Here is a 25,974-nt window from a genome sequence, read left to right on the forward strand (position 1 = left end):
AAAATAAAAAATAACTTAAATTTTTTATTTAATAATAAAATTTCAATAGGATAGCGTGCGGATTATTTTAAAAGCGCTTCTATCTTGTCACTAATGGCCTCTGGTTTTGTGGTTGGCGCAAAGCGAGCGACCACTTCGCCCTGACGATTAATTAAGAATTTAGTGAAATTCCACTTAATGCGTTCTGTGCCTAATACGCCCGGCGCGGCTTTTTTGAGGTACTGATATAAAGGGTGAGTGTGCTCACCGTTTACTTCTATTTTCGAAAACAGCGGAAAACTCACGCCAAAGTTGAGTTCACAAAAACTTTGGATGCCTTTCTCATCAGCTTTTTCTTGGGCACCAAACTGATTGCATGGGAAGCCTAAAACCACCAATCCCTGTGATTTATATTTTTGATAGAGCGCTTCTAAGCCCTTGTACTGTGGTGTAAAACCGCACTCACTGGCGGTATTCACAATTAAGATCACTTTGCCTTGATATTGTGCCAGTGCCGTTGGATTGCCTTGAATGTCGTTTGCGCTATGGCTATAGATAGTCGATGTCATCATTTCCTCCTTAGGTGTGGTGATTAGCATAAATAATAGTTTGATTGTTATCAATTGATTTGTGTGCAATTTATTTTGCGGATTTGCTAATCTTCTTCAATATCAATATAGTTACGCTAATTTTTTATCTCAGCAGAAGGGCGTTTATGTGACTGAACATGAAGCCGAATACGAAACAAACACACAGGCCGATGTTGGGCAGGTTGTTCAGCAACTCACTGAAGTTGAAGGTGAAGAACAGGCTGAAGTGTTCAGTGAAATCTTAAATGAAGCTGAGCCTGGCACGGTTGCCTTAGTGCTGGAGTCTTTACCCTTAGACGAGCGTTACGAGCGTTGGCAACAGGTTGAGTTTAGTGACCGTGTAACAGTGCTGAGTTTAATGCGCGCCGATCCGCGTATGGGGATCCTAAAGCAGATGCCCGACAATGAGGTGGATCTGCTATTCGCGCAGCTTAGTCCTGAGGATTTGATTGAGTGGAGTGATTATCTCCCCGAAAGTTTTACCGACCGCGCCTTGGCGCAAATGGGCGAACGTCAGCGGCAGCGCTTCGAGCTGTACGACCAATACTCTGAAAATGAGATTGGTCGTTATACCGATCATCAAATGTTAGTACTCAGCGATAAGGCGACTGTGGCTCAGGCGCAGCGGTTTTTCAGGCGAATCGAACTCGACTGTAACGACAACTTATTTATTGTCGATGAGGCGGATAAATACCTAGGTACTGTTAGACGTTATGATATTTTCAAGCATGATCCCTCTGAGCCGCTGATTTCACTGTTATCGGAAGACAGTCGCGCCTTAACCGCGGATACGACGCTACTCGATGCTGCCGAGGCGATAGAACATAGCCGTGAAATTGAGTTACCCGTTATCGATGAGGCGGGGGAGCTGATTGGCCGTGTCACCCTAAGGGCCGCCACCGCCTTAGTGCGTGAACATTACGAAGCGCAATTAATGGCGACCGCGGGTATGGATGAGTCCGACGACTTATTCGCTCCTATCATCAAAGGTGCGCAGCGCCGTGCCGTATGGTTAGGGATTAACTTACTCACGGCATTTTTGGCCTCGGCAACCATTGGATTATTTGAAAACGTCTTATCTCAAGTGGTGGCACTTGCGGTGCTGATGCCGATAGTAGCGTCCATGGGCGGGATTGCGGGCAGTCAGTCGCTCACCTTGATGATCCGCGGTATGGCGATGGGGCAGATTTCTGCGGGTAACTTATTCTCGTTAATGAAGAACGAGTTAGGCATTGGCTTAGTCAATGGCACCCTGTGGGCGATTGTGATTGGACTGGTGGCGGGCTGGTGGTTTGCCGACAGCACCATAGGCATAGTGATAGGCTGCGCGATTTTGATCAATATGGCGGTCGCGGCGTTGGCAGGGGTGTTTGTCCCTATGGTCTTGCAGCGATTTAACCAAGATGCGGCGCTCTCTGGCTCGGTGATTTTAACCACAGTGACCGATGTGGTGGGCTTTTTCACTTTCCTCGGTATGGCAACGATACTGTATCTCTAAGTGGATGTTGGATGCTTAACTCAATTGTATGAATCAAAAAGATATTCAATTTGTCCTTTGCCAAAATGCAGCCGAATTAGCTGCTGCAGCGGCCTTAATCGATCGGCGGGATGACAACGCGCATCCCCTCGACCATCAGTCCTTTGCTCAGTCCCGCGCTGTCATATTGGCGAAAACCCTCGAGGGCGAGATGGTTGGCTGCGCGGCGATTAAGGCAGGTTCTGGCCCAGTTGGGGAATTAGGTTATCTGGTGGTTTCGCCTTTGTACCGTCGCCGTGGCATAGCCCAAGGGCTCACCCTTAAGCGGATTGAAGTGGCTAAAGTGCAGGGAATTGCCCTGTTATTTGCCACCATTCGAGAGGAAAACAATGCCAGTCGAGTGAATTTACTCAAAGCTGGATTTCACTTTTGGCGGAACTATTTAAGTATTAGAGGCACGGGGAATACCGTAGGTTGGTATTACTTAGCTTTGCAGGAAAGTGTCGATATCGACGGCATAATGCAATCTTTAGTTGGAGATCGGGTGCCCGCACCCTAAATGTTTTCGATTTGTTTAATTTAGGTTTTGTTGATGTTTTTTACCGGTTTTCGTTTGGTTTCAAATTCAAAAATCTTCGCGACTCTTAGCTAAATATGCAGATTTTCTTTTTTTATTCGGTATGATCCGCGCCATTACCCACAGTCATTATTGAGGTGTTTTTATGGCTAAGTTCAGAGTAGCAAGTGTCTTATTATTGAGTGCAGCCGCACTGCAGGTGAATGCGTCAGAATTTAATCTTGGGTTAAACAACGATGTGGTTTCTACCGAGTTAGAGCTGCAAGTGAATAAAGATGTCAATGCAGTATTAGGATATATTTATTCAGACGATAGCGGTCATATTGCCCAAGGTGCAATGCACATGACCCATGATGCTGGCGTACACCACTTCGAAGTCGGTGCTAAGTTAAGCCAATTATGGGCAGATGATGCGCCGAACGGCAGTGCCGTATCAGTGGGCGGTCGTTATGCCTTAGCGTTAGGGCCAAATATCTCTTTGCATGCCGCCGCTTACTATGCGCCATCGGTATTGTCTTTCGGTAATGTCGATGGTCAATACGAGTTAGATTCAAAGGTGCAGTACCGCGTGAACCCTAATATGGCGTTCTATGTGGGTTACCGTAAGATTGCCTTCGAATATGATCACGCCCGTGATTTCACCTTCGAAGATGGCGTTTACATCGGCGGTAAATTCCGCTTCTAAATCTCGTCTTTATTGGATGGCCGACACTGCGGCCACTTCGATGTCAAAGCCGGCCAAGGTTAACTTCGCCGGCTTTTCCATTTGGCTTTGAGCTCGCTGTAGCTTGGCAGGATGGAGGAAAAAATCACCAGTCCTATGCCAACACACACCACAATGCTTAAGTGCTCATCTAAAAACCACCAACCAAACAATGCGGCAAAAATAAGGCCTGTGTATTCCACTGGGGCCATTTGGCTGGCATCGGCGCGCCGATAGGCGTGGATGATGAGGTAGGTCATACCAATATAAAACAGCCCTAAGGTTAAGCCAACTTGGGCAACGGGCAGGCTAAAGTCGGCACCCTCGTACCAAGTTGCCGGTATCAGAAAAACCATCGCAAAGGCATTAGACCAAAAGAGTGTTGAAAAGGGATGTTCATGGGTTGAATATGCCTTCAAAATCAGGCTGTTTGTTGCCGAAGTCATAGCACCAAAAAAGGCTAGACCGATATAGAGGTTAAATTCCGTTGGCTGACTTATCAGCAAAATGCCCGTAAAACCTATGATGCCAGCCACTGTTCGGCGATAACCTATGCGCTCATTTAAAAAGAAAGCGGACAATAACAGCAGTAACAATGGGGAGGTATAGATCACCGCCGTCACGGTTGCGAGTGGCAAGTGTAATACCGCCAGCATAAAGATGGCATTGCCTAGCCCAATCAACAGCGCTCGGCTTAAGTGCACCTTGTAGAAGGGGCTTAACTTAAGGTTCCCCTGTAGGCGCCAGACAAAGGGAAGCACCAAAAGCGTGGCAAATAATTGGCGATAAAGCACAAGTTGAAATACGGGCGCATTGGTTTCAAGCAACTTAACCAATAGGTTGCCGCTGGCAATCAATAATTGTGCAGCTAAAATCATCAATAATGGTGCCATAGGTATCCAAGTGAACGTCTGATATTGAGGCTAAGGTGTTGTCCCTTAAGTTAACGACTAAAATATCATCATAAGGCACCCAATTGCCGACTAATTTAGTCTAATCAATTGTAAAAAATAAAATGTAGTCATAAAGTTAACACTTTAAATTGATTTTCTGCGTGGAACGAGACGCTGGTATATAAACTTAGATACCTATGAGTAAACCTAACTTGCAACATTTTTGGTGCTTTTTGCTGCTTCTTTGGACATTTAGTCCGTTTGCCCATAGCGCTGAAATTGCGTTGGATTCCCCCTATTTATTCCATGCCGATGCGAAACAGCTCCCTCCCGAGCATTTTAATGACGTGACCCAGTGGATGGGGCAACTTGAGGAGGCTCGGTCAGTCAGCCTTGCGGGCGGTGACTATTGGATGGTATCACCCGTGATGGTCAATAGTCGTCAAAGCCATTGGGTGGTGGATGCCAGTAATTCGATTGTGGAATCCGTTGATTATTGGTTACTTGGCAGTGATGGCTCAGTGCAAACGGCCCATAGTGGTTACTATGCGCCCTATGAATTTTTATTCGATTACGGCCGTAAAGTGCGGCTGAATATGGGGACCGATTATTGGTTAGTGACTCGGCTCAGTAGCCGCTATTATTCCTCCGCGCCTGAATTGGCGATAGAGTCGGAAGAAGTGCACCAGTTAACCAACGACCGTGTGGCCATGGCGATACTGATTTGTTTAGGGGGATTGCTCTTTATCGCTCTATACAATCTACTGATTTACATCTCTATTTTTGATAAAGCCTTCTTATACTATGGTCTTTATGTATTGACCTATTTTGGTGGCTGGGCACTGACCTTCCATTTACCGGCGCATCTATTTAACTTCCATCAGCTTGAATTACATCATCTGTTTTTTATCAGCTTGCCGATATTTAACATCATGTTCTACAAGCACTTCTTACAGTTACCTAGCTATTCGCCTAGATTATGGCGGCTTAGCCAATATTTATTAGTCGCGTGTATTTTAGCCTTGCCGACCAGTATTTGGTTATTGCCCTATACCGCGATTATTGCCTCTGTCTTAATCATGCTGTGGATTGCGTTAGCGATCACCTGTGGCAATGTGTGCTTGATGAAAGGCTTTGCCCCCGCGCGCTATTTCATCATGGCCTTTAGTTGTTTGCTGTTGCCTGCGGTGATTATCTTACCGGGCAATATGGGGATCACCCCTGATTTTATTGAACATGCCGAGTTTGCGACACTACTGGGTGGCACTGTGGATGCTTTGCTGTTATCTCTTGCGTTAGCGAATAAGCTCAAACTGTTGGCCGAAGAGCGCAAGGCCCACATTGAAGAACTCGGTATCGCTTGGGAGAAGGCCAGACTCGATGGTTTAACTCGAGTCGGTAATCGTTATGCCTTTGATGAATATATGAATTCGCAATTAACCTTTGCCGATAAGGTTGTACAACCAACGGCCTTGGTGCTGCTTAATGTCGACAGCCTTAAAATGGTGAACGATACCTTAGGGCATCAGGAAGGAGACCGTTTACTGCAAAATCTAGTGCAGTTTTTGCAGGCGACCAATATTGCTCACCTTAAGATTTACCGGATCAGCGGCGATGAGTTTGTGCTTATTCTGCCTGCAAATGGCATGGGGACCTTAACCAGCAGCTTAAAAGGATTAACGGCGCAATTTGCCGCCGAAGGCTTAAAGGATTGTCAGTTTAGTTTTGGCTTTGCCATCAATAGCGATGTGGCCGAACCCCACGAGTGGCTACGCTGCGCCGACAGCAATTTGTATCAGTCGCGAATGGAAAAGCGCCGCCAGGAATATGCCGATACCCGCGCGGGTGAGATAGTCTCCATTTAAAAGAGTGTCTATTTAAAAAAGAGTCTCGATTTAAAAGACGGCCTATTTAAATTTGAATACACAATATCTAGATAAAAAAGGGGCTGCATAACGCAGCCCCTTATCATTTAGGCGAAGTCTTTTTCGCCTTTGATAATCGCCGGATGGCCGCTGATGGCTTTAGCGGTATGCATACCCGCCATAGTCGCAGCCTCCACACAACCGGCGTTGAGCCCGGTTTTAATCCAATCTCCCGTCATATACAGATTGTCGATACCCGTACCATCCGTGGTGATCCGATATTGAGAGCTGCCTTTCACAGACAGGACGTAACGCTCGGAAGGATCCACATTGGCGCGCCAATATTGGCTATCGAATCGCGCCTCGCCTTGGCGCTGCTGTTCATCGTGCAACCATTCCCAAGGGAAGCTGTCGCCAACCTGTTGCCACAGCTTATGAATTTCTGTATTGAGTTGATTGATGGCGCCGGCCTTGGCTTCGGCGGTTTTGCGCTGCTGGAAACCGATATCGGTGCGTGGTGGATACGCATCCACAGGCAACGCCGAGCAGAAATAACTGGCATTTTTTGGCTCTAGGCCGCGCCAGTCTTCTTTATCGAGCAATTGATCCATTGATGCCCACGTATCGAAGGGTTCGGTAAAGCCTGATAGGACAGGCTGCTCGCCATCCTCAGAATAGTTTGGCCAACCAATACCATTAAGATCTTGATTCATCCACAGTTGATAGGCTTGGGTCGCGACTGTTTGTACTTTGTCGACACAGGTTTTGTGCGCCGGACTCTGCGCCATCACCTCGCTCGCCACATGGGGGACTGATCCTAATGACAGACCAAAAATCACTTTGTCGAAGTCCACGCCTTTTTGCAGACGTTTTTTCGGTAGCGCTTGACCAAATTGCGCCTCGTACAGGTTGTCCCAATCGCTCCAGAAGTGCTCCAGATTAATATCATGGGCTTTTAGCAATGCGGCTTGCTCAGGCTCGAGCTGATCGTAATTTGGGGTACTGGGCCAGCAGGCTAAGCCTTTAACATCCACGAGTGGATTGTAGTCTTTAACCGAAGGTGCCAGTGCGACTTGCTCCGTGATTTCAATCGCTTGAATGCTGTTGTTGCGACATTCTAAATTATCGACCCGATTGAAGAAGTGGAAATTAACCCCGCGCCGTTTCAGCACTTCATAGTAGGGGGTAAAGACCACATCGCCCATACCCGCCTGCATTTTCCACATGACGCCGCCTTGATAACACAGGGCGATACGCAGCATGGAGCGAATAATGGTCCCCGCTTCGACATTCGGTTTGTCGAAGTTGCCTTTTTCGTAGGCAAACACCAGATCATAAAAACCGCGTACTGGCGCGCTGTCGACCGTGTATTTTTGGCTGGCGCCATGTTTGGTTAACCATTCGCGGTAATCATAATCGTTGATGGCATCGAAACCCTTTTCAAACACATCATCGGCAAACATCCCTTTTAAGATGGTTAAGCCTAAGTCGACGGCGATATACAGATGGCGTAACTCGTCGTTAGTGTCTAAATGGTCGCTAAAGCGTTTAACTAGCCTTTGGTGCAGGGCATCGACGGCAGACTCGACCAAACCATCGTCACTCTCGCTGTGGACATGCTCATCGCATTCACGGCCAATCATTTGATTAAAATGACATTCGAGCTTGTCACCTAGGGCGTCGAGGGATTCCATCGCATCTTCAACCGAATCCTCTAACTTATCCTTCAGTCGTTCAAACCAGCTGATATCGAGCCAGTTTTTCGGTGTCGCCATGGCTTTTTCATCGGCTTCCAACAGGGAGTCCATGTCCTTTAGCCATTCTTTTATCCAAGCAAAGGCGGCCTTAACTACCTTCCAGAAGGTTAAGGTTTCGGTACCATCTCCAGGGATCCCTGGGAGTGTTGGAAAGGTGATTGGCCAGCTAACGGAGCGACCATTAATTTCTTCCTGCAGCACAATAAAATTATGGGGTTTAAAGGCATCGAAGAAGGTCGCCAGTGGCGCTTCGGGCGGGCGGTCTAGTTCTTCGTAGGCTTTACGCATCAAGGCGCAGGCATTTTGGTAAAAACCAAACCAGATATGCAGGCCATGCTCTTCAATCCGTTGCCCCATCGCAGCATTACGGCCACTTGCGCCCTTGCCGCCGATACGCCAGCCTAATTGATAGACATCAATCTCATATTGATTCTGCCAGCCGGGTCTGTCTGTGAGATAACAGGCGGCGGTCATGGCGGCGACACCTCCGCCGAGAATGGCAATTTTTTGTTTTTTGACTTCAGAGTTATCGACCAGCACTTCGCCCGGTGGCACTTCAAAATCAAAGTTCACATGGTAGGGCAGTAATACATGCTGTTCGCCCACCTCGACGCCTAGGGTCTCTTTGAGTGGGAAGCTGGCGTTATCAAAAATGGTGGCAACAAAGTCATTTTCCAACAGGGCGACACTGTGCACTTTGTTGACCTGTGCGGGCGCCGCGGTAATCGCCTGATAAACCGCTTTTTGGCCTGAAGCATCCGGAAACTGTTTTAAAAACACTTGGTCGATGGCAGGCTTAAACAGCAAATGAAACAGTTGCTCCTCACCGAGCTTATCCAGCTCTGGAATAAAATCTGTTTGCTCTTTAATGAGTTGCCAGGTTTGGGCTATGGCCTCTAGCGTGGTGAGCTGCGCCTCGGGCTTGGCATTGCAATTCACCTCAATCAGCGGGTGCATGGCAAGCTCAGTGTCAGGGCTAAAGTGTAAGAAGCTCTTTGTTGCCAAGGAGAGGCGGGTTAATGGCTCACCGACCGCGGGCATAGTGTATTCACACAAATACTTGGGATAACCGAACAACTCGCGACCATTGATCAGGGCCATCGCATCATTTACCCAAATATGCAGCGGCTGAAAATACACATGGCTGATGGCTGTGCTGTTGCCATTGTCTTGGCGACCGACCATGACCCAAGTGATGATGTCGGTTTCTTGGATCCAACCCTTGGCCCTGTCGGTAGGGTCTTCTGAATAGGCTTTTTCGATTTGGGTAAAGGTTGTCAGTACGTAGGGCGACAGTACTTTAAAGTACATGGCGCTTCCGGCCACTTGATTGAGCGTTTTATCGATGGAGCGCTGCAGGTTGGCGAGTTTTCCCTTGAGAAAAAAGCCGTACATATCGGCTTTATTCAACACTAAGGGCGAGTGCATCAACATACTGCCAGGGGGATAGATAAAATCGGGGCGTTGTTTTTCCATGGGATCATCCTTTAAACCCGTCAAGATGTGTCAGGTGGTTGGTAAACAAAAGGCGTTAATAAACCCTAAAGAGCATAGGGTAAATCAACTCATTAGCCTATTGATTTTACAATTGAATCAAAACGGGAAGGATGAAGGAGAACTTGGACTAACTAGCAAGTTGGAGGTTATCCAACTTGCTCGGATTTGACTGGCTTATTAAAGCTCGAATTTGCTAAGGCAAACGGGTGTTTATCGGTTACTTCGATTTATGCTGATAGAAATCCACCTCTGCATCATCTGAATAACGGCGCTTAGTATCCCTGCGACGTTGTTTTACGCGTTTGTTTTTTTGCTTACCTTTGACGTTATCGCCCCATGGCGCATCATCGTCGTCAAATTCATAGGAGTGTGACATGGTCAAAATTCCAAAAATACCTGTGCCATTCTCAGCACTCGATCTTTTTACCCAAAGGCGAGATTAAGCTAAAGCGAAATATTTAATCACTGATGGTGAAAAGTTTTGTCCAAGAAGGGGCGATACGACTCGATGGAGTTGCGTTAGCGATTTTACCCAGCGGCATAGGGTTTATCTTGATGATTATTAAATGAATAAGATTAAAAGCGCATTCATATTGTATGGAAGCAAAAAGAATGGCACTCAAGGTATGAGTGCCAAGTTCTGATAAAAAATAAGGAGTTAGTGCTAGTGATTGCGCTGCATGCGAGCCACAAACATTCCATCTGTGTTGGCCTCGAAGGGCCACACGGTCAACATTTCTGTTTGTTCGCCGGTAAAGGGGTGGCGGATTGGCACTAAACTGAACTCGGGATGTTGTTGTAAAAAGGCGGAAACCACTTGCTCATTTTCAACAGGCGACAATGAGCAAGTGGCATAGACTAAGCTTCCGCCCTGTTTTACCGCCTTGCTGCTGCGGCTTAAAATATCCAGCTGGAGAGTGGCTTTATCAGTGACGGCATCGAGGCTATCGAGCCAGCGCATATCGGGATTACGGCGCCAGGTGCCCGTGCAGCTACAGGGCGCGTCGACTAATACTCCATCAAAATGGTTGGCATCGACCGGCAGTGCATCACTGCGCCAGCGCGCAATGCTGATACCATCAAACTTTGCCCGCTGGGCACGTTTGCTGAGTTCTTCTAAGGCGTGGGCGCGAATATCCGATGAGACTATGCTGCCCACGAATGGATTGTGTTTAGCCGTGGCCGTTTGCATCAGAGATCGCAATTGCAGGGTTTTTCCGCCTGCGCCACTGCAGGTATCCCACCAGTGTTGCCAAGGCTCAGGAGCGCATATTTGACCTATCACTTGCGAGGCTAAATCCTGGATCTCAATTTTGCCCTCTTTATAGAGTGATATTTCATTGAGATTCATACTCTTAGTGCCAAGGTTTATGGCATCTTCAAAATAGAGGCTGAGGCTCGCATCTATCTCTAGCGCTTGCAGTTGTTTAACAGCCGATTGGCTGTCTATTCCCTGCGCACGTCCCCAAATCGGTGGGCGGCTAGACATGGCTTCGATGAGATGTGGGCGCAGCTCTGCGGCAATCGGGCAGACCTGCCAAAACCATTCGGGTAATAAATCTGTGAGTTCGAAGGACACTTCGGGAAATTGCTGCCGAACCAGTGCTAACTTATCCGTTAAGCTGTTAACGCTAAGGGATTGAAGTTGCTGATAATCAACCGGCGATTGGGCGAGCTCATGCCAGGCTTGGGCGATATCCTGCCATGGATGCGCTTCGATTAAGGCGCTCGTACTGAGCATGGCAAATAATTGTGGCGCCTGTTGATGATCGCCCGTGGCTTTAAACCAGCCCCACCAACGGAACAGGCTAAATAAGGATTCGCGGATGACTTTGCGGTCCTTAGAACCGTGCTTTTTATGTTCCCTAAAGTAGTTCGCGAGCACTCGGTCGGCGGGTTGCTTGGTATTTAAAATCTCATCGAACAATAACTTAATGGTATTGGCATAACTTAATCCGCGTTTTTGCGCGAGGGTTTGCGGTTCGATATTCACTGTTGATGCCATGATTGCTGATGATAAGCCGTTTGGATTGCCCATAAAGTTAGCCTGAAAAGGGGCTCGGCCGAATGACATTCATCCGATGGGATGAATATGGCCAAGCAAATCAATAAGTGGCGCAGAGTGTAGCAGTTTTACGTATCGCTAGCAGTAAAAAAGCCCCAATGCTGAGTTGGGGCTTGATGGGGAAAACGAATGCGTGAGGAAGTGATGACCTACTTAGTCACCATCTTCTGGATTTGCTTAGCGCGCTCTTCATCACTCAAGACCGAAGGCGGAGGTGTCACTATGCCTTTTTGGCAGGCGGGACGCAGGGCTAGTTCGTCTAACCAACGTTGTAAGTGAGTGAGTCCTTCCATATTGATTCCGCTCCATTCATGAATGCGTACCCAGGGCCAAGTCGCGATATCGGCAATGGTGTATTCATCACCGGCCAGATACTGATGCTTGGCTAATTGGGTATTCATCACCTCAAACAAACGTCGACCTTCTTTTTGGTAACGTTCAATAGCCGCGGGGATTTTTTCAGGGAAGTAACGGTAAAACACGTTAGCTTGACCCATCATAGGGCCGACACCGCTCATTTGGAACATGAGCCATTGAATGACCTGTGAGCGCTTTTTAGGATCGGCAGGCAAAAATTTACCGGTTTTTTCCGCCAGATACAGAAGAATTGCGCCGGACTCGAACACCACAAAGTCCTCGTTATCTCGGTCGATAATGGCTGGAATACGGCCATTAGGGTTAATGGCCAGAAACTCAGGCTGCTTCTGTTCGTTAGTGTTGAAATCTAACTTATGCACTCGATAGTCGAGACCCATTTCTTCGAGTGCGATGGAAATTTTAAAACCGTTCGGGGTCGCGGCGGTATATAAATCAATCATAGTTATCCCTTAAGTCTTAACTGGTTAATGCTTAACTTGGCTGCCCAACAGGGCATCGCTGTCAGTTTTTCGGGGAAAGTGACACTATCGCAGGGCGCTGGGCCACAGTCGCAAACCAAGTTTGAATATGGGGCAGAGTGTCATCCACCAGAATATCTAAGTTTTTAATAAAGCTAATAAAAACGTAAGCAGAAATGTCGGCAATCGTAAAGTTATCGCCCGCAACATAACTTGATTTGGCTAATTGTTGGTCTAAGGTCGGTAGGAAGTCAATGACCCGTTGGCGTGATTCTGCGCCCCAGGCTTCGACACAATTTTCCCTGTCTTTGTAGATACCCGTTAGATTTCTAAAGGCTTGAAAACCCACGGTAAAACCTTGTAACTCAATGATACGTTGCCACATTTCCACTTTAGCGCGCTCCAGCGGCGTGTTGCCAAATAAGGAAGTGTCACTCGGATAGAGCTCGTCGAGATAACGGCAAATAGCCACGGATTCACATAGATAGCTACCATCGTCGAGTTCAAGCAGGGGAATACGGCCGTTTAAGCTTTTGGCTTTAAATTCAGGGCTGAGGTTTTCACCGCCGCGAATGTCCACACTCACACGTGGAATGTCGATGCCTTTCTCGGCGAGGAAAATACTCACGCGTCTTGCGCTTGGCGTAGGGGCTAATTCATAAAGCTTCATGCTCTTTCCTTCTGTGAATCTGTAAGTTTGGCCAAATAGGGCTTTAACGGAACGATCGGTTAGTATAGAATTTACGCCATATCTAAACGGTCAGTCAAGAATGTTTTTACCCCGTGATATTCCGTTTAATGCAGGCATCAATCTAGGTTTGGACCATGGCACGCAGTTGTAATTTTGATAGACAAGAAAAGCTTATTCAGGCGATGGAGCTGTTTTGGCGAAAGGGATTTGCCGAGACCTCGATTGCCGATCTGGTCGAACATTTAGGGATTAATCGCTTCAGCTTGTATAACAGTTTTGGCGATAAACAGAGTTTGTATCGCGAATCCCTGCGCTTTTATCTCGATCACTATTCCTTTGGCGCGAAGGAACAAATTCTGCACGCACAGGCTGGGCTGAGTGAGATCTTGACCTATTTAGCGCGATTTGTGGCCTTGCAGCGTGAGCAAGAGTACGGCTGCTTTATGCAGAATGCGGTGATGGAAAAATGCCTCGACGATGACTGCGTGCAGCAGGAGTGCCAGCGTTTATTTGCCCAATTGCAGACTAACTTTACCGATGTTTTACGCTACAGTCAGCTGCAGGGCGAGTTGCCTCAATCGGTTCAACCTGAGTCGCTCGCGGCTTTTTTAGTGCTTCAATTACAAGGGATTAGAGTGCTAGGCAAAGCGAAGGAATACGCCCTGTTGGATAATGCATTTAAGGTTTTAAGCGAATACCTTAAGAGTCTCGCATTAACGCCACTTAAGCCCGTCGATGGGAAATAGCGCTTAATCAAAACCGAAAAGCATGAGGCCAAGTGAATGCTTGGCCTCGTCAACTGCAAAACTTATACAAACACTTATGCAAAAACTAAAAGTCTAATTCGAGGGCGAAGCACAAGTAGGCCATCAATTGGCTACAGTGGGCGAATTGTTCGGCGCAGTAGCGGGCGGCATCGGCTTGGCAGAGTCGCTCGAAGGGGATTGGTTTTAGCGCGATAAAGTCCTTACGTTTGAGCTCGTCCAGCATTGGGTGATGTTTATCGAATCCCTTTGGCGGGCGAGTCAAACTGTTACCATCCATCACAAATCCTTGACTGGTTAATGTCTGCAGCGCCTTTTTATAGCCGTTGGGGTTTTCATCGATACAAGTCCGAATAGCATTCAGCACCTTGGATTCGGGATGCCAAATACCGGCGGCAATAAAACATCCATCCTCGGCAATGTGTAAATACAGCCCAGGTGCATGCACATCTTTGCCCTGAAAATGCCGAAACTGGATCCCCACATTGGTCTTGTAGGGCGTTTTGTCGTTGCTAAAACGGCTATCGCGCTGTGGGCGCATTAAGCTGCCACCGACTTTTTTGGCAACCGCCGTAAATCTTGGGGAAATAGCAACGATATCAGGCTGAATTTGCTCGATAAAACGCAGCGCAGGGGTTCTGACCTTACTTTCATATTCTTCCTGATGGGCTTTAAACCAGTCACGGGAGTTATTGAGCGCTAGCAGTTTGAGAAAATCTAAGCTGGCGGCCGTAAATGCCAACTCGGTTTGGGGTTGTGCGGTTTGCTTAGTCATGTCCATAAAACCTTTGAGGTGCTTGAGACTGGGATTTCGACCGTTAATCAAAACAGGCTAGTGCGAGTTGAACAAATGCGCGTGGATATTGCAAATTCTTCGAGCATTTCCCTGCAGTTACCATCAGTTTGTGATTTACATGTAAAGCTAGGTGAGAATTATTCTCATCTTTGGCTTTGATGCCTATAATGCCGCCCTATTTTTTACACTATGTAACAGGGGATGGGGAGATGGGATATCAACCTAAGAGCAGGATAGCGAAAACAATCATGGGCTGTGTGGGTTTGACGGTATTGCCTGCGTTGCCACTCAATGCCAAGGAAGTATTGGGAGCACCTAAGGTCGAGCCAATCGAGATTTTACAAGTTCATGGTCAGCAATACCGCCGAGCGACCACTATGACTAAGCCAGGCGAAGCGATCATCTCTATGGAGCAAATTGAAGAGATGCAAGCGACCACATTTGCTGAAATCATCGATGATATGGCTGGTGCCCATGTCGATGGTGGGACTCGCAGTGGCGGCGAGCGTATCAACCTGTGGGGATTTGGCGACACCGAAGATTTTAATATTTATGTTGATAACGCCCCCGTGGGATTTGAGCAGTATCGTTATGGCTCGTTCTTCTTAGATCCCGATTTAATCAAGCGAGTCGAAGTGATTAAAGGGGCCCACGATGTTCGTTCGGGTAATGGCGGCTTTGGCGGCTCTATGTATGTTGTGACTAAATCTGCCGATGATTTTTTAACTTACAATCAAAACGTTGGTGCCCGAGTCAAAGCCAGTTACGCCAGTAATAACGATGCTCAAAGCTACACGGGAACGGTTTATGGCCGAGTTAATAAACAACTTTCAGGTTTATTGCATGTTACCCGTCGTGATGCGGGGGATGTCACGCTCGCCAATGGTGATGAATTTGAATACTCAGGTTATGAGCAAAATAATTACCTCGGCAAATTGGATTACGAGCAGGGCGACCATCAACTTATGTTGAGCCTGACCCATTATCTCGACGAAGGCCGTAAGCCATGGGCCAATCGTCGCGGACCTATGCCCGCAATTTCTGATTATAACATCCGTAAATATGGCTCCTATGAACAGGCGCTCTATGCCACCACGGCCTATAACACCTATGAAGACAATACTTGGTCGGCGAATTATCGCTATTCACCGAGTAATCCTTTGATCGATACCCAAATTGTGATTTCCCATTCTGCCAATGCACGCCATTGGATCAGGCCACCAATCGCGTGGGAGAAGATGACAGTCTCCGTCGGCAATTTCGGCCATGAATCTTGGTTGGATTACAAGCGTGACTACATTGACATCAACAACTTAAGTATTATTGGGGATCATGAGATCACAACGGGATTGCAGTTCCGCAGTCTCGATAGGGATTCAATGGTCTTTAACAAAAGTTATGAGAAAAATCCCGAGAAAAACTACGGTTGGTACACCCCTTACTATCAGCCCGAAGGGCGTCAGGATACTTATGCAGTGTATTTGCGCGATGCGATTAGCGTGACAGATGAGCTGACTATTACTCCTTCGCTACGGTATGATTTTATCTACAGCATTGGCCGCCCCAACACTGCCCCCGATTACAACGATATCGAGGCGGGACACGACTACAGTTCGACCCACCACTCGGGCTTTTCACCGCGATTGGGTATCGACTACCAGTTAACAGCGAATACTCGAGTGAATTTCGATTACGCCTACAGCTTACAAGCGCCAGTGGTCGATGAAATCTATGCGGTGCAATACGCCAAGGCGAGCATTACCGGCACGAGCCGAGGTATCGATGTGGAGCGTCTGCACGCCTTTAAACTGGGCTTGATGACGCAGCAAACGAGTCTTTTTGCCGCCCAAGATACGCTTTCAACCCAAGTGACCCTCTTTGCCAACTTGGGTCGGGATGATATTGCCCAGCGCCGCGGGGCAAAGTCCGACCCAAATCAAGCGATTCAAAGCGGTTATACCAATCTTGACGGCTATGATATCTACGGCGCCGATCTTGAGTCCCAATATCGTTATCAGGCTTTCTTCAGTGACTTAGCCGTCTCTTGGTTACAGGGCGAGCATAGGGGATCGCTCAGAGACAGCCAAGGCGAGGACGAATACCTTGCCAACATTGCGCCACTGGATATTCGCCTGCGCGTGGGCATGTATATTACCGATGACATTTCAGTCGCTTGGCAAGGTACTTGGTACGATGCGCAGGATAATGTGCCTCAGGGTGATATCTTTAATGCTGAGTCCCCAAGTGAGAATTACTTCTTACAAAATATATATTTAGCCTACGAGCCCCAAGAAACACTGAAAGGGCTCAGCGTGCGTTTAATGGCAAAAAACCTGACTAACCAGCAAGTGACGCCGTTTCTATCGGATGGAATTCCCGCGCCGGGGCGTGATATTAGGCTCAGTTTAGCTTATGAATTTTAAGGATTAAATGGCGATTTAAAGGATGGAAAAACAGATAACTCATATAAAAAATAGGGTTATCTTGCCTTCCCCCCTGCCGTGAAAAGCCAATTTATGGCATAATCCGCGTTTTATTACGCATGTAGACAGAAAAAATGACTGAAAATGAATTGCTAACTCGCTGTGGCGGCAAATGTGAACTCTGCGCAAGTGACGTCGAACTCTCTATTTATGACTTACCGGCTTCCGATGGTCATGAAAACGAGATCATGATTTGTGAAAATTGCAGCAGCCAAATCGCCGCACCGGATACCATGGACATGAACCACTGGCGTTGTCTGAACGACAGCATGTGGAGCCAAGTCCCAGCGGTTCAAGTAATGTCATATCGCATGCTGAAACGCCTGAGCAGCGAAAGTTGGGCGCAGGATTTACTGGATATGCTGTATCTGGAAGAGGATTTACGCGCTTGGGGCGATGCCGAAGCGGCTGCCGCGAGCGATGATACGCCTCCGACCTTAGACAGCAACGGTGCAGTACTGAACGCTGGCGATACCGTGGTTATCATTAAAGATCTTAACGTCAAAGGCACCAGCTTTGTCGCAAAACGCGGCACAGCGGTACGCAATATCTCGTTGACTAACAATCCAGAGCATATCGAGGGCCGTGTGAATGGCACTCGCATCGTGATCCTGACCTGCTTTGTGAAGAAGTCTTAATCGACTCGAGTTGAAGCTGTTAGCTTGATACCTGAGCCGCCCAATTTGTATTAATTGGGCGGTTTTTTTATGTGCTTAAATCCTAGGCCATCACTTGTCGATAGTGCTGGGCATAGCCGCTTGGATTAAATTGCCGCGACAGCAGATAAGCGATGACACTCAGCGCCGCAAGTAATAACCAAGCCATATTAAAGCTTTGGAAATTATCGCGAATAAGTCCCGCTATCCAAGGTGAGATAGCGGCAATACTGTAGCCAATACCCTGCACAAAGGCGGTTAACTTACCCGCTAAAAGCGGATTATGTTGATGATCCATAGTCACAATCAAACTCAGCGGGAAAATACCACCAATCCCGAGTCCCGCCAGTGCGGCCCAGAGGAATATCGGTACCTGTGGTGCGAGGGCGAACCCCATAAAACCAATGAGTTGCAACAGACACAGCAAGGCAATAATCGCCCGTCTATCCGTCGATTTGCTGGCAAGCCAAGGAAAGACTAAGCCTGCGATCACTTCCATACTGGTGAGGAAGCCTAAGGCTAATCCTGCCTGGGTTTGGCTATAACCTAACTCGATGGCATAAGGCGCTAACCAGGCGAGCACGCAGACATAACAACTTGTCCCTAAAGCAAAAAACAGCGCCAATAACCAACTGCGGCGATAGCGCCAAAATGAGTATTCCGCCTGTTTGTCGGTGTGACTCGGCAGGGCAAGATGTTTTCGGCTGACAATCCATAGCAAGATGGCAGCGAGGGCTAACCAAGTCCAATGGCCTAAGCCTGCTCGCCAGCCTAAATCGGCCGCTATAAAAGGTGCGCTGCTGGCGGCCATTGCCGCCCCGCCCATAATTGCGGTGACATATAAGCCCATCATCAACGGTGTTTTGTCGGCAAAGTTTTGTTTAATCAGAGTAGGCATTAAGGTTTGGATGAGGGCGATACCCATGCCCGCTAAAAGCGCAGAACAGATTAGCGCATTCGCCGTCTCGACCCAAAAACGCATCGCAGTTGCAATCAGCAGAAATAGCAGCGATACCGTCACTGTGTTTGCAAACCCCAAGCCTTTAGCAATCTTAAAACCAACGAAACATCCCATTCCCATGGCGAGGACTGGCAGCAGGGTGAGCATTGAGGCGAGGGCAAAACTTAAGGAAATATCCTGTTGAATACTCGGCAGCAAAGGGCCGACAGAGGCAAGGATGGGGCGCAGATTAAGCCCGATAAGTAACAGACTGACACCTATCATCAGTTGATTGCCCCTAGGGGATAAAATATGAGACATCGCATACTCCTATGCAGGGTCGAATAAAAATGGCTAACACAATTCGTTGAACAGTTTGCACTGTGAAACCGACTTAAACTTTATGAAAAGTATCTTTATATAAAGATATGTAAATTCTGCGGTAAAATGGTTAGCATGTAAAGAATCTTTATGTAGAGATAAAACCATGGCAGAAAATCAACCAGCACTCGATACTCAGCAGGCACTCGTAACGTCTGAAGACGGATTGGATATCATCCTTGGGCAGTGGCAGGCTCAAGGGGTGACAGAGGATTTGGTCCCGATGGCGGTGTTAGGGCGCATCGCGCGCCTGACCAAATATATGGAAAACGCCATCGCCCTGTGTCACGGCGAATTTGGCCTAGGTCAGGGGGAATTTGATGTGCTCGCGACGCTCAGACGTTCGGGCGAGCCTTATATGCTATCGCCTTCGCAGCTGTATCAGAGCATGATGTTAAGCTCGGGCGCCATGACCAGTCGCTTAGACCGGCTTGAAAATAAAGGGCTGATTGCCCGTGAGCACAGTAAGGAAGACCGCCGCGCCGTGCATGTGTCGCTCACCGCAGAAGGCAAGTCATTGATTGACGCGGCGCTGCCCAAACATATTCAATGCCAGAGCGCGTTATTGGCAGGGGTGCCTAGCGCCGAGCGCGAAATATTGCAGCAGATTTTAAAGACTTGGCTTGCTCACTTTGAACGGTAATCGGCCCAGTTTTTGGGGCGAGAGACTAAGTGCCGTATGGCGTTTTAGGGATAACATCAGGGAGTGACTATGGTAAAAAAACGCGAAGCGTTTGAAATTGAAGGCAAGCGAGTCGTTGCGGGCACGCAGATGGGGATAAAACTTCCCGCCGCTAAGCTTTATACTGATACCCAACTCGATATTCACGTGGAAGTGTTTCATGGCCTCAAACCTGGCCCGACACTGTTAGTCTGCGCCGCCATCCATGGCGATGAGCTCAATGGCATTGAGATCTGCCGGCGCTTGCTTGGGCGCGTCAATCCTAAAAATCTAGCAGGCACTTTGATAGTGGTGCCTATAGTCAATGTGTTTGGTTTTATTCAACAATCCCGTTATCTCCCCGATAGGCGCGATCTCAATCGTTGTTTCCCCGGCTCGAGTAAAGGTGCGCTGGCGAGCCGTTTAGCCAACCTTTTTGCGACCCAATTACTGGTGCATGCAACCCATGTGATTGATTTACATACGGGTGCAATTCATAGGGACAACTTGCCGCAGATCCGTTGTGATACTGGTGATGAAACCATGTTAGCCATGGCGAATGCCTTCGGCGCGCCACTTATCATGCACTCCAAGGCGCGCAGCGTGTCGATGCGTGGCTATGCGAACCAGCAAGGCATTCCCTGTATTTTGTATGAGGCAGGCGAGGCGCTGCGCTTTAGTGAATTGGCGATTAAGTCGGGACTTAAGGGCGTACTCAATGTGATGCGAAGCCTTGGTATGCTCAAGGGGCGAGTCAGCAACAAGGTTGCCAGTGTCAGCGCAATACGCAGTTATTGGGTTCGCAGTGAGTCCGATGGTTTAGTGAATATGAAGCTTAAACTCGGGCAGCGGGTCAACAAGGGGTATATCATCGCTCATATTGTGAGTCCGCATGGGGGCGATAGTGTGGCCATTCGCGCGCCCACCGATGGCATTATCATAGGGATCAGTAATATACCTGTGACCAATGAAGGTGAGGGCATGTTTCATATTGCGCAGTTCGAAGGGGATGAAATTGAAATCGCCAACGAACAACTCGATGAATTTTTAATGGAATACGCCTGATATTTACTGTGCATTAGCTTTAAAGCCAATAGCGTACTGAGGAGTCAAATGAAGACTGTTAACGTCGGTGATAAACAGATTTGCCCGAGTAAGATTCTGTGTATTGGGCGAAATTATGTCGACCATATCCACGAGCTGGGTAATGATATTCCCGAAGACATGGTGGTGTTTTTCAAGCCAAACTCGGCGATTAGCACAGTGCTACATGCTGAGCATTTAGGCGAAGCGCTGCACTATGAAACTGAGCTGTGTTTTATCTATCAGCAGGGGCATTTTAGCCATGTTGGGGTAGGGCTGGATCTCACTAAGCGAGAGCTGCAAAGCAAACTGAAAACCAAGGGATTACCCTGGGAAAAGGCTAAAGCCTTCGATGGCGCGGCGCTCTTTAGCCCTTTTGTTGCTATCGATGATGCCAGCGCGGCATTTGAATTTAGCTTAACTATCGACGGGGCGTTAACCCAAGCGGGCCATATTGAGTTAATGATCTATAACCCGCAGACGATTCTAGAAGAATTACAAAGCTTTACCACCTTAGAAGACGGCGACATTGTGATGACAGGTACCCCAAAAGGCGTCGGCATCATTCCACCGAATCGGGTATTTAAGGTGGCCTTAGGCCTTAAGGATGCGCCACACCAAGCGCCCTTGGTCGAATGTGAATGGCAAAGCCGGTAATGCAATGACGGCGCACTCTGCATCGGCTCATCAGGCGGCAACTGAGCAGGCAATCCAACCCCTTTGGCAATATCTGCTCGCCTTAGGAGCCGAGCCTGAGCATTTAGCGCCGCTACTCACACAAGCAAGGGCGCTTTCATATCAGTCCGGCGAGTGCTTGTTACCCCAAGGCGAGCGTCAAATCTTTGCCTATTTTGTGGTGGATGGCATAGTGCGCGCTTGCCACTATACCCAAGAGGGCAGTGAACGCTGTAAGGAATTTTACTTCGAAGGTGAGCTTTGTTTCTTATATAGCAGTTGGTTAAAGCAGGATATTGCGCCCTATCAGTTAGAAACAGTCACTGCTTGCAGGCTAGTGCAAATGCCACTTGCCGTGCTAAACGAGCCATCGATGCAGCGAGTGCAACTTGCGCTACTCAAACAGCAATTATTGTATAAAGAACAAAAAGAAGCCTTTTTGCTGCTTAATACACCAGAGCAACGTTACTTACATTCACTCGAGCATTTTCCCCTCTGGGTTGAACGGTTAACCCATGCCCAACTGGCTAATTATATTGGCATTACCGCGATTAGCCTGTCGCGGATCCGTAGACGTTTGCAAGATTCAGTATAAACAGCCATCCAATTAACTTAAGTTAATGCGCTTTTAGGTCATCCCCTGCATGCTACTCGGCTATCAGTCTGAGTCACAGTGGAATGTATTGGCTTATTTCATAGGCCGATATCGAACCCTAAAGGAGCCTATATTGAGTGCTTTTACCCTGTCGCAACTATTGGTGGCAATCGCCATCGTTTTCGATTTGATCTCGTTTCAATTTAAGGCGCGTGAGCGCATCGTCGCCTGCTTATTCGTCTCGGGCATCCTAATCTCCATCCATTTTTGTTTATTGGCACAATGGACGGCCGCAGGCCTGATGGGGATTGCCACTGTGCGTTACCTCACCAGCATTTTTACTACGTCTAAAAAGGCCATGTGGGGTTTTTGCGGGGCGGCGGTGCTGATGAGCGGCTTGACCTACAGCGGGCTTGTGAGCGTGATAAGTTGTATTGGAACGCTGTTTCAAACCCGCGCCGCCTTTTGTCAGGCGGATAAAAATCTGCGCTTATTGATGATAGTCGGCACCAGTTTTTGGTTGTGCCACAATATCTTAGTTGGCTCGCCCGTGGCGGTGTTGATGGAGCTGCTGTTTATTGGCAGTAATCTGGTGGGATATTACCGCTATTATTTTCGAGGACAATTACGCTAATCCTAATAGAGGCTTAGATACCTGCCACGGCTTCCATATCCAGCTCGATATCGGTACAGCCCTTAGGGCAGAAAATGCCTGCGGCTTGGTCGGCTTTAGCCGTCTCCGGCAAGATGACTTTGAGGGTTTGATTGCAGCTTGGACATTGCACTGGCTTGCCTTTAAAGACCCGTTTAATCAGGTTTTTCTGTTCATTAAACGAGTTTGCAGTGCTTTGGTTTAACACCGCAAAAGGGCTAGTCGATGCATTGGTCATAGGCAATCAGATCCTTAAAGGTACGGTTATATGTGGGCTATGTATTTAGCGGAAAGAATTATAGCCTGATTGGGAACGGGAATGAAAAGTCTAAATCATATATATCAGCATGTGTCCACTTGCTGAACTTAGGCTGACTAAAAGCAAAAATAAGCGGTTTTGACCTTGTCGGAAGGGGGATTTTTTGATGCTATCAGCAAGGCGGATTTTATCATAAGAGTGAAATATGCCGCGACTAGGATATTGGGGGAGATAATGAGTATGTTTGTTAAATTAACGATAGCGGCGACTGTCCTTGTGCTCAGTATTCTTGCCGCGGGCATTTATCGTTTTAACATGACCAATGATGATATTTACATGGTCATGGAAGATGGCCAAGTGCTGCAATACGATGAGGCCATGGCACAGGCCGATGCTAAGGCAAAAGCCAAAGAGGCGGCATTATCTTCCAGTGAAGATGCCATCGAATCTGTGGTGCCAAGCGAGGTCCAACCGGTGGCGAACGCCTCCGAGGTGATGCTGAAACTCTTCAGCTTAAATACGGCCAATCACTTTGAAGTGAAGCTGCCCGATAGCCAACTACCCGTGGTATTGACGCACTTTATTAAAATCAAGCAAACGGAATTTGCGTTGGGGGATTATCAACAAGGTGATGAAAAGGGCAGGGTATTGCTAGATTATATGCGGATCACACCGCTTAATTTTGACCCCGCATTAGAGCCTGATACCCAAAGCGATGCACCATTGCAGGACGATCCTAAGCAGCAAACCATGCCCTTTGTGGCGCCTTATATCGTCACGAACCAAGGTTCGGGGGTATTTTGGTACCTTGGCTTGTTTAGCTTAGATTATGCTCAAAATCGATTAGTGCACTTAGGCAGTGTGTTTATTGGTGATCGCATCGAAGTCGATAGTATTGAACCCGTGTATCCCTTTGAAGCGCCGTTTAAAGTCGCCATTACCTACCGCGATAGGGTGGCTGACCAACCTATGGTCGAGGAGCCTAACGTGGCTAAAACCCTTGAGGTCGGTGTGAGTGAAACGGAAATTAAAGCACTGAATTAGGTTTATATCTGGGCTTATGCTAAGTTAATTTTACCTCAGCTACGGCTGAGGTATTTATTTCACCTAGCGGCTGGGAAAGCTAAGGTTTTGACATAAAGCATAAAATTAAAACAAGGAGCGTGTCATGGAAATGACCAAAGTCACGGGCAAATTTGATGTTAAGCTCAATCCCGAGAGTGCCTATGCCACAGGTGTGGGGGGCGTGAACTTGGGCAGAATGACCTTAGATAAAACCTTTTATGGTGAGCTAGAAGCTCGCAGCCAAGGCGAAATGCTCAGTGCCATGACGGCGGTAAAAGGCTCGGCGGGTTATGTAGCGATAGAGCAAGTCGTAGGTAAACTGTGCGGCAGACAGGGCAGTTTTGTGCTGCAACATTTTGGCATTATGACTGATGGTCAAAACCGATTACACCTTGAGGTTGTCCCCCATTCAGGTGCGGGTGAACTGGTGGGGTTATATGGCACTATGGCGATAAGCATCGAAAATGGCCAACATTTTTATGAGTTTAGCTTCTGCATCGAACAGGAAGCTGAAGCCTAAGGCATGATTAATATGGCATCGCACCGATAAAACAAAACCAGCCGAAGCTGGTTTTGTGATTTTTGCCCGAGTGACTAATATCAAGCGTTGAATTGGCAAGTGCTGAATTAGCAAGGGCTGCATGTCAGGACCATTATGAGGTTTTGACTTTGATCTTATCGACGACCTTTTTCACATCATCGGTATTTTTAGCAATGGTCAGGGCTAATTGACGCTCGGCATCGCTAGCCACTTCACCCTGTAAGGTCACTACGCCATCGGCAACATCGACATTAATTTGGGTGCCCGATACGTCGGTCGAGAACAACAGACGGGTTTTCACGACCGTTGCGACCTTAGAGTCGGTTAGGGTCTTCACTACCTCACTGGTGCCTTGGTCTTCATTCATCACGGTTAATTTGTTATCGACCCCTTTTACACCATCTAAGCTTTTGATGAGCTCAGCGGCGAGCGCCTTATCGACACTGCTCTCCACTTGACCGGTTAAGGTGACATGGCCGTTTTTCACGTCGGTCATAATGTCAAAGGAGTTGAGATTAGTATTGAGCAACAAAGTCGTTTCGGCCTTGCCATCGATCCAAGCATCTTTGGCGTCGTCTTTCCAATCCTGTGCGGCGGCCACATTTAAACTGATAGAACCGACAAGTAAGGTGGTTAAAGCTAAAGTTGTCGTGTTTTTCATAATGATATCCTCCGTTGTTATCTCGAAGATACTAAAGCGTGAATCGTGCCAATGTTTTTATTTTACTGATTTTAAATGGAATAAATTGTTTTGTGACGTATTTTAGGTGTTTAGCTTAATCGCCAAATCGGCGCTTTTTACCGACAAAATGTAAATATTACCGAGGGTGATTAAGCGGTTTGGCTTAAGTGGGATAGGCGTTAAGCACAAACAGATCGCAGGCAACAAAAACGCGGCTCAGTTGGCCGCGTTATTTGGAGGTGTAGGGGCATTTACAGGGTTTGGCAGCGCAGGTGCAAAGTATCCAAATGGATTTGTAGCCAGGCAATATCTTCGGCCAATTGGCTGATTAACCTCGGGTGGTTGGCCTTTTTAATTAACTGTTTGAGGTGGCTAAGGCGCTGACGCTCAAGCTCACAGAGCACGACGAGGGCATCGGCAAGTTGTTGTTTGATAAGTAAAGCATCGACATCGGCATAGGGCCGAGTCTGCGATGGCGGCACTGAGTGCGGGCCTAGGTGCGGGCCCATTTGTTGCAATGTTTGGGCGAGCAGTTGCCTAAATCGTGCCTGCATTCCTTGGTACGTCTTGATTTGGGCGATAAAAATGCGTTTTAGGCTGTAGTCATCGACTGAAGTATTGGCCCGAGTATAAAAATCCACGCCGGTTTGCGTCAGCTCGATTAACTCATTAACCAGCTTAATATCGGCGCTCAGCTCGGTCTGATGTTGCGCAACATTAGACGTCATAACGACCTCCTGTGGTAGTTTGGGCTGCTCCACCGACACGGATTGCCCAAGTTTTTTATGGAAATATCAACTTCATTCAGCTT

26 protein-coding genes are annotated in these 25,974 nt (G+C 47.7%); 14 read left to right on the forward strand and 12 right to left on the reverse strand.

Annotated elements, in window-relative coordinates; translation table 11 throughout:
• Positions 1 to 62: 62 nt before the first annotated feature.
• Positions 63 to 548 carry a glutathione peroxidase gene (locus B5P39_RS04420; RefSeq protein ID WP_011717743.1) on the reverse strand — a complete coding sequence of 162 codons (486 nt, stop codon included), beginning with the start codon at positions 546 to 548 and terminating at the stop codon, positions 63 to 65.
• A 148-nt stretch (positions 549 to 696) separates the two neighbouring features.
• On the opposite strand from B5P39_RS04420, the gene B5P39_RS04425 reads away from it, so the two are divergent.
• From B5P39_RS04425 to B5P39_RS04435, 3 genes are all read left to right on the forward strand, one after another.
• Complete coding sequence (locus B5P39_RS04425) at positions 697 to 2,067, forward strand: magnesium transporter (protein WP_011626763.1); 1,371 nt, start codon at positions 697 to 699, stop codon at positions 2,065 to 2,067.
• 28 nt (positions 2,068 to 2,095) lie between these two features.
• Positions 2,096 to 2,605, forward strand: coding sequence for a GNAT family N-acetyltransferase (locus B5P39_RS04430; RefSeq protein ID WP_088210601.1), 510 nt, complete (start codon positions 2,096 to 2,098; stop codon positions 2,603 to 2,605).
• Between the two features lie 163 nt (positions 2,606 to 2,768).
• Positions 2,769 to 3,308 carry a YfaZ family protein gene (locus B5P39_RS04435; protein WP_088210602.1) on the forward strand — a complete coding sequence of 180 codons (540 nt, stop codon included), beginning with the start codon at positions 2,769 to 2,771 and terminating at the stop codon, positions 3,306 to 3,308.
• A gap of 59 nt (positions 3,309 to 3,367) precedes the next feature.
• Here B5P39_RS04435 and B5P39_RS04440 read toward each other — a convergent pair whose 3' ends face one another.
• Positions 3,368 to 4,219 (reverse strand): DMT family transporter, encoded by an 852-nt coding sequence (locus tag B5P39_RS04440; protein WP_088210603.1) that lies wholly within the window; start codon positions 4,217 to 4,219, stop codon positions 3,368 to 3,370.
• Between the two features lie 197 nt (positions 4,220 to 4,416).
• Here B5P39_RS04440 and B5P39_RS04445 point away from each other — a divergent pair, with 197 nt between their 5' ends.
• Positions 4,417 to 6,084, forward strand: coding sequence for a diguanylate cyclase (locus B5P39_RS04445; RefSeq protein WP_088210604.1), 1,668 nt, complete (start codon positions 4,417 to 4,419; stop codon positions 6,082 to 6,084).
• A 107-nt stretch (positions 6,085 to 6,191) separates the two neighbouring features.
• On the opposite strand, the gene B5P39_RS04450 is transcribed toward B5P39_RS04445, so the two are convergent.
• The 5 genes from B5P39_RS04450 to B5P39_RS04475 form a co-directional block, all read right to left on the reverse strand.
• Entirely contained in the window at positions 6,192 to 9,317 is a 3,126-nt protein-coding gene (locus B5P39_RS04450; RefSeq protein ID WP_088210605.1) for an NAD(P)-binding protein, read from the reverse strand.
• Positions 9,318 to 9,555: 238 nt separating this feature from the next.
• Positions 9,556 to 9,714, reverse strand: coding sequence for a hypothetical protein (locus B5P39_RS04460; protein ID WP_011626757.1), 159 nt, complete (start codon positions 9,712 to 9,714; stop codon positions 9,556 to 9,558).
• Positions 9,715 to 10,002: 288 nt separating this feature from the next.
• On the reverse strand, positions 10,003 to 11,376 hold the full coding sequence (locus tag B5P39_RS04465) for an RsmB/NOP family class I SAM-dependent RNA methyltransferase (protein ID WP_088210607.1): 1,374 nt from the start codon (positions 11,374 to 11,376) through the stop codon (positions 10,003 to 10,005).
• Positions 11,377 to 11,552: 176 nt separating this feature from the next.
• A complete protein-coding gene (locus B5P39_RS04470) occupies positions 11,553 to 12,221 on the reverse strand; it encodes a glutathione S-transferase family protein (RefSeq protein ID WP_037416621.1) in 669 nt (222 codons plus the stop codon).
• 61 nt (positions 12,222 to 12,282) lie between these two features.
• Positions 12,283 to 12,909, reverse strand: coding sequence for a glutathione S-transferase (locus B5P39_RS04475; RefSeq protein ID WP_088210608.1), 627 nt, complete (start codon positions 12,907 to 12,909; stop codon positions 12,283 to 12,285).
• Positions 12,910 to 13,064: 155 nt separating this feature from the next.
• Here B5P39_RS04475 and B5P39_RS04480 point away from each other — a divergent pair, with 155 nt between their 5' ends.
• A complete protein-coding gene (locus B5P39_RS04480; protein WP_088210609.1) occupies positions 13,065 to 13,676 on the forward strand; it encodes a TetR/AcrR family transcriptional regulator in 612 nt (203 codons plus the stop codon).
• 85 nt (positions 13,677 to 13,761) lie between these two features.
• Here the strand turns inward: B5P39_RS04480 and B5P39_RS04485 are convergent, their stop codons facing one another.
• Positions 13,762 to 14,469 carry a DUF2461 domain-containing protein gene (locus tag B5P39_RS04485; RefSeq protein ID WP_088210610.1) on the reverse strand — a complete coding sequence of 236 codons (708 nt, stop codon included), beginning with the start codon at positions 14,467 to 14,469 and terminating at the stop codon, positions 13,762 to 13,764.
• 230 nt (positions 14,470 to 14,699) lie between these two features.
• On the opposite strand from B5P39_RS04485, the gene B5P39_RS04490 reads away from it, so the two are divergent.
• Positions 14,700 to 16,913, forward strand: a complete 2,214-nt coding sequence (locus B5P39_RS04490) for a TonB-dependent receptor domain-containing protein (protein ID WP_088210611.1) — start codon at positions 14,700 to 14,702, stop codon at positions 16,911 to 16,913.
• Positions 16,914 to 17,047: 134 nt separating this feature from the next.
• Positions 17,048 to 17,611 carry a PhnA domain-containing protein gene (locus B5P39_RS04495; RefSeq protein WP_011626751.1) on the forward strand — a complete coding sequence of 188 codons (564 nt, stop codon included), beginning with the start codon at positions 17,048 to 17,050 and terminating at the stop codon, positions 17,609 to 17,611.
• An 82-nt stretch (positions 17,612 to 17,693) separates the two neighbouring features.
• Here the strand turns inward: B5P39_RS04495 and B5P39_RS04500 are convergent, their stop codons facing one another.
• Positions 17,694 to 18,890, reverse strand: coding sequence for a cyanate transporter (locus B5P39_RS04500; RefSeq protein WP_088210612.1), 1,197 nt, complete (start codon positions 18,888 to 18,890; stop codon positions 17,694 to 17,696).
• A 166-nt stretch (positions 18,891 to 19,056) separates the two neighbouring features.
• Between B5P39_RS04500 and B5P39_RS04505 the strand changes: the two genes are divergently transcribed.
• From B5P39_RS04505 to B5P39_RS04525, 5 genes are all read left to right on the forward strand, one after another.
• Complete coding sequence (locus tag B5P39_RS04505; RefSeq protein WP_088210613.1) at positions 19,057 to 19,593, forward strand: MarR family winged helix-turn-helix transcriptional regulator; 537 nt, start codon at positions 19,057 to 19,059, stop codon at positions 19,591 to 19,593.
• Positions 19,594 to 19,662: 69 nt separating this feature from the next.
• Positions 19,663 to 20,676: a succinylglutamate desuccinylase/aspartoacylase family protein gene (locus B5P39_RS04510; RefSeq protein ID WP_088210614.1), complete on the forward strand. Its 1,014-nt coding sequence runs from the start codon at positions 19,663 to 19,665 to the stop codon at positions 20,674 to 20,676.
• A 48-nt stretch (positions 20,677 to 20,724) separates the two neighbouring features.
• A complete protein-coding gene (locus tag B5P39_RS04515; protein ID WP_088210615.1) occupies positions 20,725 to 21,351 on the forward strand; it encodes a fumarylacetoacetate hydrolase family protein in 627 nt (208 codons plus the stop codon).
• A 4-nt stretch (positions 21,352 to 21,355) separates the two neighbouring features.
• Entirely contained in the window at positions 21,356 to 21,964 is a 609-nt protein-coding gene (locus B5P39_RS04520) for a Crp/Fnr family transcriptional regulator (RefSeq protein WP_088210776.1), read from the forward strand.
• Between the two features lie 133 nt (positions 21,965 to 22,097).
• Positions 22,098 to 22,598 carry a YgjV family protein gene (locus B5P39_RS04525; protein WP_088210616.1) on the forward strand — a complete coding sequence of 167 codons (501 nt, stop codon included), beginning with the start codon at positions 22,098 to 22,100 and terminating at the stop codon, positions 22,596 to 22,598.
• Between the two features lie 13 nt (positions 22,599 to 22,611).
• Here the strand turns inward: B5P39_RS04525 and B5P39_RS04530 are convergent, their stop codons facing one another.
• Complete coding sequence (locus B5P39_RS04530; protein ID WP_011626746.1) at positions 22,612 to 22,854, reverse strand: hypothetical protein; 243 nt, start codon at positions 22,852 to 22,854, stop codon at positions 22,612 to 22,614.
• Positions 22,855 to 23,109: 255 nt separating this feature from the next.
• Here B5P39_RS04530 and B5P39_RS04535 point away from each other — a divergent pair, with 255 nt between their 5' ends.
• Together B5P39_RS04535 and B5P39_RS04540 are read left to right on the forward strand one after the other, a co-directional pair.
• The gene (locus B5P39_RS04535) at positions 23,110 to 23,919 is read left to right on the forward strand and encodes a hypothetical protein (RefSeq protein WP_176399860.1); all 810 of its coding nucleotides are present in this window, start codon (positions 23,110 to 23,112) and stop codon (positions 23,917 to 23,919) included.
• A gap of 124 nt (positions 23,920 to 24,043) precedes the next feature.
• Positions 24,044 to 24,460: a DUF3224 domain-containing protein gene (locus tag B5P39_RS04540; protein ID WP_088210617.1), complete on the forward strand. Its 417-nt coding sequence runs from the start codon at positions 24,044 to 24,046 to the stop codon at positions 24,458 to 24,460.
• A 133-nt stretch (positions 24,461 to 24,593) separates the two neighbouring features.
• Here B5P39_RS04540 and B5P39_RS04545 read toward each other — a convergent pair whose 3' ends face one another.
• Positions 24,594 to 25,142 (reverse strand): BON domain-containing protein, encoded by a 549-nt coding sequence (locus tag B5P39_RS04545; protein ID WP_088210618.1) that lies wholly within the window; start codon positions 25,140 to 25,142, stop codon positions 24,594 to 24,596.
• Between the two features lie 272 nt (positions 25,143 to 25,414).
• Entirely contained in the window at positions 25,415 to 25,891 is a 477-nt protein-coding gene (locus tag B5P39_RS04550) for a hypothetical protein (protein WP_088210619.1), read from the reverse strand.
• Positions 25,892 to 25,974 lie beyond the last annotated feature (83 nt).

It is taken from the genome of Shewanella sp. Shew256, from assembly GCF_002196695.1.
Taxonomy (GTDB): Bacteria; Pseudomonadota; Gammaproteobacteria; order Enterobacterales; family Shewanellaceae; genus Shewanella; species Shewanella mangrovisoli.

Excerpts from the sequence above, each read along its gene's own strand:
- B5P39_RS04535 (WP_176399860.1), top strand. The coding sequence starts at position 23,110 with ATGAGTATGTTTGTTAAATTAACGATAGCGGCGACTGTCCTTGTGCTC.
- B5P39_RS04470 (WP_037416621.1), bottom strand. The coding sequence starts at position 12,221 with ATGATTGATTTATATACCGCCGCGACCCCGAACGGTTTTAAAATTTCC.
- B5P39_RS04515 (WP_088210615.1), top strand. The coding sequence starts at position 20,725 with ATGAAGACTGTTAACGTCGGTGATAAACAGATTTGCCCGAGTAAGATT.
- B5P39_RS04475 (WP_088210608.1), bottom strand. The coding sequence starts at position 12,909 with ATGAAGCTTTATGAATTAGCCCCTACGCCAAGCGCAAGACGCGTGAGT.
- B5P39_RS04550 (WP_088210619.1), bottom strand. The coding sequence starts at position 25,891 with ATGACGTCTAATGTTGCGCAACATCAGACCGAGCTGAGCGCCGATATT.
- B5P39_RS04450 (WP_088210605.1), bottom strand. The coding sequence starts at position 9,317 with ATGGAAAAACAACGCCCCGATTTTATCTATCCCCCTGGCAGTATGTTG.
- B5P39_RS04520 (WP_088210776.1), top strand. The coding sequence starts at position 21,356 with ATGACGGCGCACTCTGCATCGGCTCATCAGGCGGCAACTGAGCAGGCA.
- B5P39_RS04480 (WP_088210609.1), top strand. The coding sequence starts at position 13,065 with ATGGCACGCAGTTGTAATTTTGATAGACAAGAAAAGCTTATTCAGGCG.
- B5P39_RS04430 (WP_088210601.1), top strand. The coding sequence starts at position 2,096 with ATGAATCAAAAAGATATTCAATTTGTCCTTTGCCAAAATGCAGCCGAA.
- B5P39_RS04545 (WP_088210618.1), bottom strand. The coding sequence starts at position 25,142 with ATGAAAAACACGACAACTTTAGCTTTAACCACCTTACTTGTCGGTTCT.
- B5P39_RS04465 (WP_088210607.1), bottom strand. The coding sequence starts at position 11,376 with ATGGGCAATCCAAACGGCTTATCATCAGCAATCATGGCATCAACAGTG.
- B5P39_RS04490 (WP_088210611.1), top strand. The coding sequence starts at position 14,700 with ATGGGATATCAACCTAAGAGCAGGATAGCGAAAACAATCATGGGCTGT.
- B5P39_RS04530 (WP_011626746.1), bottom strand. The coding sequence starts at position 22,854 with ATGACCAATGCATCGACTAGCCCTTTTGCGGTGTTAAACCAAAGCACT.
- B5P39_RS04440 (WP_088210603.1), bottom strand. The coding sequence starts at position 4,219 with ATGGCACCATTATTGATGATTTTAGCTGCACAATTATTGATTGCCAGC.
- B5P39_RS04505 (WP_088210613.1), top strand. The coding sequence starts at position 19,057 with ATGGCAGAAAATCAACCAGCACTCGATACTCAGCAGGCACTCGTAACG.
- B5P39_RS04485 (WP_088210610.1), bottom strand. The coding sequence starts at position 14,469 with ATGACTAAGCAAACCGCACAACCCCAAACCGAGTTGGCATTTACGGCC.
- B5P39_RS04510 (WP_088210614.1), top strand. The coding sequence starts at position 19,663 with ATGGTAAAAAAACGCGAAGCGTTTGAAATTGAAGGCAAGCGAGTCGTT.
- B5P39_RS04495 (WP_011626751.1), top strand. The coding sequence starts at position 17,048 with ATGACTGAAAATGAATTGCTAACTCGCTGTGGCGGCAAATGTGAACTC.
- B5P39_RS04540 (WP_088210617.1), top strand. The coding sequence starts at position 24,044 with ATGGAAATGACCAAAGTCACGGGCAAATTTGATGTTAAGCTCAATCCC.
- B5P39_RS04445 (WP_088210604.1), top strand. The coding sequence starts at position 4,417 with ATGAGTAAACCTAACTTGCAACATTTTTGGTGCTTTTTGCTGCTTCTT.
- B5P39_RS04500 (WP_088210612.1), bottom strand. The coding sequence starts at position 18,890 with ATGTCTCATATTTTATCCCCTAGGGGCAATCAACTGATGATAGGTGTC.
- B5P39_RS04435 (WP_088210602.1), top strand. The coding sequence starts at position 2,769 with ATGGCTAAGTTCAGAGTAGCAAGTGTCTTATTATTGAGTGCAGCCGCA.
- B5P39_RS04460 (WP_011626757.1), bottom strand. The coding sequence starts at position 9,714 with ATGTCACACTCCTATGAATTTGACGACGATGATGCGCCATGGGGCGAT.
- B5P39_RS04420 (WP_011717743.1), bottom strand. The coding sequence starts at position 548 with ATGACATCGACTATCTATAGCCATAGCGCAAACGACATTCAAGGCAAT.